This is a genomic window from Aestuariibius insulae (assembly GCF_040783535.2).
Classification (GTDB): domain Bacteria; phylum Pseudomonadota; class Alphaproteobacteria; order Rhodobacterales; family Rhodobacteraceae; genus Aestuariibius; species Aestuariibius insulae.
Genome location: NZ_JBFONW020000010.1, coordinates 1 through 7,227, shown reverse-complemented (window position 1 = coordinate 7,227; position 7,227 = coordinate 1). Strand labels below are relative to the sequence as shown.

Annotated in this window: 2 protein-coding genes; one reads left to right on the top strand and one right to left on the bottom strand. The window is 57.6% G+C overall.

The features are described from left to right. Positions 1 to 833 (bottom strand): hypothetical protein (locus AAD018_RS18395; protein ID WP_412005330.1); only part of this gene is annotated, 833 nt, incomplete at its 3' end. On the opposite strand from AAD018_RS18395, the gene AAD018_RS18390 reads away from it, so the two are divergent. After that, complete coding sequence (locus AAD018_RS18390; protein ID WP_412005329.1) at positions 774 to 7,007, top strand: amidohydrolase family protein; 6,234 nt, start codon at positions 774 to 776, stop codon at positions 7,005 to 7,007. The genes AAD018_RS18395 and AAD018_RS18390 overlap by 60 nt on opposite strands. The last annotated feature ends 220 nt before the right edge of the window (positions 7,008 to 7,227 follow it).

Genomic DNA, 7,227 nt, shown 5'->3' with positions numbered 1-7,227 from the left:
TCTATACGTTCGACGAGAACGGCAAGGTCGCCAGCCTGCAAAACATCGCCCCCGAAGTCCGCTTCAAACTGGCATGGCTTGGCACACTCAGCAGCGTGCTGATGTTCGTGGGCAATTTCTTCCCGCCCGCGACCGTCGCCGGTGCCGCGGCCAAGCTGACCTTCGATGCGGCGAACAACCAGCTGACCTTCCGGGGCGTTCTGACGGCGGCGGCGCAGGTCGCAAGCACCTACGCGGCGGCAGGGGATGCCCCGCCTTGGCTCGCGCCCGGGCTGAATGCCGCAACATCCGCACTGGCCGAAGACTGGGACCAGTTCGTCGCCAACCTGGTCCTGACGGCGGCGGGGGTCGATGCATCGCTGCGGGGCGTTCCGATCGGGACAACGAACCTGGCCAAGATCGCCAAAGGCATCGATGCCGCGATAATTACGTATGACGCGGTCGATCAGGACGGATCCGTGTTTGAGATCGCCGAAGGGGTGTTCCTGCTCGGCGCCAGCTTTACCAGCGAGGGGACGGCGAAATTCCTGCTTGGCGGAGCCGACGTCGCGCGGGTGGGGCAGGCCGTCGAGAGCGGAGAACTGAGCAATATTCTGAACGCAACAGCCGGGTTCTTGATCCGGCAGGGCATCTTCACCCAAGACGGTCAGCAGATCGCCGGCACACCCCTGACCACGACAGAGCCCATCAACTACGTCGCCGGAGGACTCAAGCTCGCAGGCGGTCTTATCGACTTTTTCGAAGCCGTCGGGGAAGGCTTTGTAACGCAAGACGTGCTCGATTTCGTAACCGACCTGAACAATGCGGGAAAGAACTTCACCGGTCAGGATCAACTGCAGCTCTTTGCTGGCCGTCTGGAGCAACTCGTCACCGGCGAGCGCACGATCGAGGGATTGGGGCCGTCGCTGGTCGATCTTCATCCAAAGATCAAGGATCAGCCGATCCATATCATCTACGGGGACAACAAGATCCCGCTCGCCTTCCTGGATGCGCAGGGAAATGAGATCGGGCGGATCGAAACGGCGGCGGATGGCTCCTATAATTTCTACGTCAATCAGGGCGGAGGGGGCGAGGCCTTTGGGTTCAATCACAATCCGGCAGACGGCTCCCTGAGCCTTGAGCCGGCCGATCTCGGCGGCGTTGATGTCTATCCGTCATCCGGAGATGAGGGAACGATCAGCGCCGGGCCGGCCGCATTGACGGAGCAGGTGCTTACCCTTTCCAGAGCGGCTAAGAAATATCTCAGGGGAGAAGGCAGGACTGGTCAGCAGAACGGGGAGTTCATCGAGGCGAGAAACGAGATCGTATCTTTGATCCGCAACGAGCTGATGACGGGATCCGTGACCGCTGTCGATCAACTGCTGAAAGATATCCTACAGCTTGGCGGAACAACCGGTATCAACGACGATGTCGAGGATGGTGCTGGGGTCGCCCGGATCTTTGATCTTCTGTTTGAAACGGCGCAGCAAGGAGCTCCCGGTGTCGACATCGAGCAGCGGTTGCTCGACTCCCTAATCCGCGTGGCCAAGGATGATGCTTTCCGGGTCGAGGATATCTTTATTCCCGGGGGCGGCGCGCGGGTAGAGTGGATGATTGTCGATGCGGAGGCTGGCACGACACTCTGGCCTGAGCTTTCCAACGCATATCACGTCGAAAACATAAGCAAAAACCCGCATTCACCCGTACTTGCCGCGGTTGCTGGCGATTACGGTCTGTCGGAGATTGATGCCTATTATCTGTCATCGGTTCAGAAGCTTGGCATCCTGAGCTCTGATTCCGAGCGGATCCGGCAGATTTCTCAGATGACCGACAAGGATGCGCAGATCGAGGCAGCCGGCCTCCTTTTTGCGGAGACGTTCGGCGCAGCCGGGACAACCGCAATTTCGGAAGCAATCACCGATCCCGACAAGCTCTTTGGCGTCGTTAAGGAGCTTGTCACCGAGAGGGTTGTTGAGAAATTCACACCTGTCATAGGGCAAGTTCAGACAGGTCTGCTGATCGCGTCGGTCACTAGCATGATGTTCGATGCAGCGGTTGGTTTTTATAATCTGAATTCCGCAACAGACTCCACTGAGGCCGCCGAGGCGCTCTGGACCCTGTCCGGTGCGAGCTACAATCTGGGATCCGTTGCCGGCGAGTTTCTTGTCGAGGAGCTTATTGAGACGGGTTATGATCGTGGCAAGGGTGCACTAGGCATCAATTCCATGACTGATCTGGCCGCTACACAGGCGAAGCGGACCTTCGATAGCCATGTCGCGACCGCGCCGCCGCGACTGGGAACAGACGGAGATGGCCCAGCTGTCGAGCCGAACCGCCGCGACGAGACTATCGGAGGCGTGCCGGTCCGCATCGAGACGACCGATAATAGCGCATCTGCCGAATATACCGGCGATGACGGGGTCGTCCGGACGGTCACCTTGGATCCGGGTCGGGACGCAGTCAATCAATTAACTGGTATGTTGGTGCGCAATGAGCTCGAGGGCCAGTCGCTCGGCGGGGATCAGTTGACGTTCTTTGATGGCGAGGCCGGTGAACGGGTCTTTGCCAATGGAAGCTTCCACTTCCGGCGCCGCTTGGATGATGGAAGCTATGTCTCCGAAGACCTCGAGACCAACAATCCCGATACGGCGAATTCGCGGGCACGTGACAGGCACGAGGCTGGCGGTTTCCTTGGGCTCGACGTGCCGAAAACCCATTTCGACGAACCGCTTGGAGGGAAGTATTCCGTTCTTTTCATCAGCCCGAACGAGAATGGCCAAGGCAGTTTCTCGGTCGAGTATACGATCCATCAACAAACACACACGATCCAGCTTAACGGTGCGACGACCTTGCCGCAGGCGATCGCGCAGGCTGAGCTTCGTCTGTCCGAAAACGCGCTGCCCGGATTGGAGCCAGCGCCGGTCGGAGATCCACTGGTTATTCCGCCGGGCGCGGACAACCCACCCGGCGGGAACACGGGCGATCTGCCACCGCCGCCTCCTGTATCGCCGGGACCCGGCAGCGGCGGGGAAGAACGGGTCACTATTGCCGGTCAACAGGTGACCTTTTTTCCGACGGATACCGGCGGCAGCGTCGTGGAATATACCAAGTCCGACAACACAACCGATCTGCTGAGCCTCGGGGCATCTGCCGATCCAGAAGCCGCGTTCCAGACGATGCTGCTGGCCGGACATGTGCCGGGATTGGACCTGCCGACTGCTGACTTAACGTTGGACGGGCATAAGCTCACGATTGTAAATGGAGGTCGGGACCAGACCAATCCAGGCACCGACGCTGACCCCAACTTTATCTACTTCGTCCGAACGAGAGGCGAAGACGGCAGCGTATCCGTCCAAGAAGTGACAGGGACCAGTCTGGCCGAGGCAGCAACAAGTGTCAGAGATATGTACGTTGCGGGCGATCTGGCCAACGTCCCGTTGCCGGATACAAATACTGACTATACAGCCGAGATTGACGGACTGCCCGAGCAGGTAGATCCGCCCGATGACGGTGGCACCCCTAAGCCTGAAGGTAATCGAGAGCCGGATGCGGGCATTGACGATGGCAACGGCACAACAGTGGATCCAACGACCCCCAGCCATCCTGAAACTGAAGGGGATGTGAATACACCCGAAACCGATGGTTCGGGTGATGGCGGTGATGGCAATGGTGGTACCGTGCCGCCGGTCAGCACTGGCGGGACGCCAGACAACGACGGCACCGATCCTGATGACTTGAATCGAATTGAACAGATCAGGCAGCAAATTACCGCCATAGTTCAGCCGCAGGTTCAATCCGGTACGCTCAGCTCTTCGATACAGGACATTCTGGATGCGCCGGAGTTTTCCATCGAAGTCACAGATCAGGCCGGGACAGGAGCGCTCTATAACGCGGCTACCAACACCGTTTGGGTGACCGCAGAACTGTGGACCAACGGATCTGTCGATGACATCAGAACAAGTGTGCTGAGCCAGCTGTGGCAGGCCAGCCTGCAAACCGATGGACAGCGCATCGATGGTCAGGGCTTTGTTGAGATTGAGGGTGCATATGACGGACTGACAGCCCCTGCAAAGGGTCTGAATGAACCTTCCACGGTGCCACATGTGACGCAGCCCCCGGCATCTGTCACGCCTCCCCCGCCTGTTGTTGGATCTGACGATGCGAACTTTAACCTGCAACTTGTCAACCGCGTAGAGTTCGGATCTTCAACGAGCGTTCAGGGACGCATCGGAAAACCGCCAACACAGCGCTATGGGTTGGAGACCACGATTGATCATAGCTATCGTTATCAAAGCGATCAGACAGTATTAACGAATGGCTTCGTTCAGAAGGCAAACGTCCTGCCACAAGGTTTTGGACTAACTAGGCAGGCCGGTTTGGCGGGGCATGACGGTAATCACCTTGCGTTTGGTGGACCAGTCTCGAACCAGATCGTCGATGATGCCAGCGGCGATACGCTAAAGACGAACAGCATCGTCGATGAAATCCTAGTGCAGTCCGTTCTTCTGGGATTGCTTGATTACAGCGAAAACCCGGTTTTGCCCGTCAACAACATCGAGTTGACGCCCACGATCCAGTTCATGCTGCGTGGTATGCTTAGTCAGGTTTTGCCGGATGCAAGCGTGCAGTCGATCGTTGGAAATAACGCCGCCGTCGAAGGCGCACGCCTGAACGATGTCAGCGCTCTCATTCCAACCGATCAAACCACCCAAAATCCGTTGATGTACACAAGTATCAATCCTGCCGATCCTAGTGAATTCGCTTTCACGTATGGCGGTGCGCTGGCGGATTCATACACAAGGGAAATGAGCGCGCTGTTTGAGCAGAATCCGGACATCGCCCAATTCCTTATCGATCGGTATACGCATTTCCTTCAGCTGAGCGACTACAATGCCGGGCAGGTCGAAGACGGCACGATGGTCGGCGAATACGAATATGTGATCCCTGGCCATGTCCTGCGACCGTATCTCGTCGCGCAAAGGCGCGCGCTGGAACCTTTCGCAGGGATCAGCGGTATCGACCAGCAAATCCGGTTCATCGATACACTGCTGGAACGCGGCGATGAAGCCGCTGGAACCGTTGATGCAACGCCCCCGAATACCGATGACACGCCGCCGGACGACACCGGCAATGATCTGAGTGAAGTTGACGATGGCAATAGTCTTGACGCGCTGTTTGCCGAGTTGGGCGTGACAGATCCGGACATTCGGAGTGAAGCACTTGTATTGCAGCGCCAAGACGTTTTGACGCCGGATCAGCTACGGTACTTTGTCGAGAATGCGCAGTCAGGCAATTTTACCACCGCGGCTGATGGGATTATTGACATTCTCGGCGTCGATCCTTCGACGATCACGGTCGAACAGTTGCGCGAGGTTGCCGGTGCCGCGGCCACAACCGGGCGGATTGACTCAACGCTGCCGCAAACGCATTTGCAGGTCGATTTCCTGTTGTCTCGTGACGCTATTCTTTTCGATATCGTGCAACAGATGTTTGACGTGCACCAACATGGTGGTGGTACGATTTGCCTTGATTGCAATGTCACTCCAGGGCAGACGATCCGTCGGGCATTCGGTGGCGGTAGCTACAGCGACGGCAACCTGGGTGCATCCTTCAACGCGATTATCGAGGCTACAGCACGTGGCGGTAATGCCGCCGAAGGCGTCAGCACGTTTATCTTCAACGTTCCGCAGTCTGTGGATTCACCGCCCCCAGATATCGACCCGATTCCCTACTATCTGGTCTCCGTACCCGAAGGCGGTGGCGGCACGCAAAACGCTGATGGTTCTGTGACCCTCTCGCCAGGCGGCGCTCAGGAGGTGACGCCCTATTATGTCGACCGATCGGACCCGGACAACCCGTCGCTCTTCTTCCCCGCGGTTGTGTCTCGGACAGATCCCAGCGAGATCATCCGCTTCCCGATGTCGATCCCGGTCAACGCAATGCCACAGCTAGTGGTACAATCACAGCGAGAAGGCGGGCTGAAGCTGAACGAACTGACTACGTATATGCTGCCCTCCGAGGTGCCTTACATGGGCATGCGCGGGTTGGAACGCGACCTCAAGAGCATCTATCAGCTGTTCAACGACGTGGATGACGCTAATCTGGCTGGGTTGGAGCGGATAAGCCTTGGCCTTGTCTCCGGCGACCCCGTCAGCCCGGATGCGCTGGAGTCTTTCAAAGTCGCCGTATCATGGGTGCAGTATTTCGAAGACCAGACAGAGTTGCAGCTGGGCGGTCTTGGCGTGGGTGAGACCACTATCGCCAAGGAAGGGGTGATCCCCTTCCTGACCGACACAATCGATTTGTCAAACCCCGAACATATGACCAACATTACGAACTATATTCGCGGTGTTGGTGAAACCGGCGCTGCCGTGATCCTGCACGCCGATATCGGCGCCACACCCAGCACGATCGCCTATCAGACCGATGCCCAAGGCAATCGGATTAAAGATGCGAACGGTCAGGACATTCCGCTCTCGGCCATCATGATGACCACCGAAAGCGATCTGGCGAACTATGAACGGATCAAGGAGGTGGTGGGGTCAAGCGAAGCCCCGGTGATCTGGGCGCATTTCGGCGGGGTCGGGCGCACGCAGAAACCCACTTTCGAGCACCTGCAAAAGGTCCGCGACATTCTCGAAGACCCCGAACTGTCGAATGTTCATATCGACATGTCTTGGGATATCGTCTCGGGGTATTTCAGGGGGAACGAGGCACTCGCGCAATCGGCTGCTCAACTGATCAAGGATTTCCCCGACCGATTCATGTATGGCAGCGACACGGTTGCCAATGACGGCACCTCGCACAATGCGTTACGAGATTACCTGTTGGCCGGCGTGTTCGATAACCTGACTTATGACGAGTTTGCGCTTGTCATGTTTGGCAATGCCCGGCGCGTGATCGGTGAATCAAGCGCTAATGTGCGGCAGTGGATGGATGCAAACCGCGACGAGTTGCAACAACTGCGGCTCGACAACAACGTCATCACTGCAAACGACGCCCTCTCCATTATGCAAGAACAACGTTGAGTAGTCGCCAACGGTCTTCCTCGGAACGGCTCTTTTGCGTTAGTGGATGAAGACAATAAGGCTCGCGCATGTTTGTCAGGAGGTCCGTTGATTATTCGCCCTGGCGCATGGGGTGGGAGGGCCAGGCTCTGTCAGGCAGCCTCTTTCGCGTCGCTGAACAGGTTCGGGACGAAGGCGATCTCATTTGCGACACGGCGCTCGCATCCTGCGAAATGGCCGG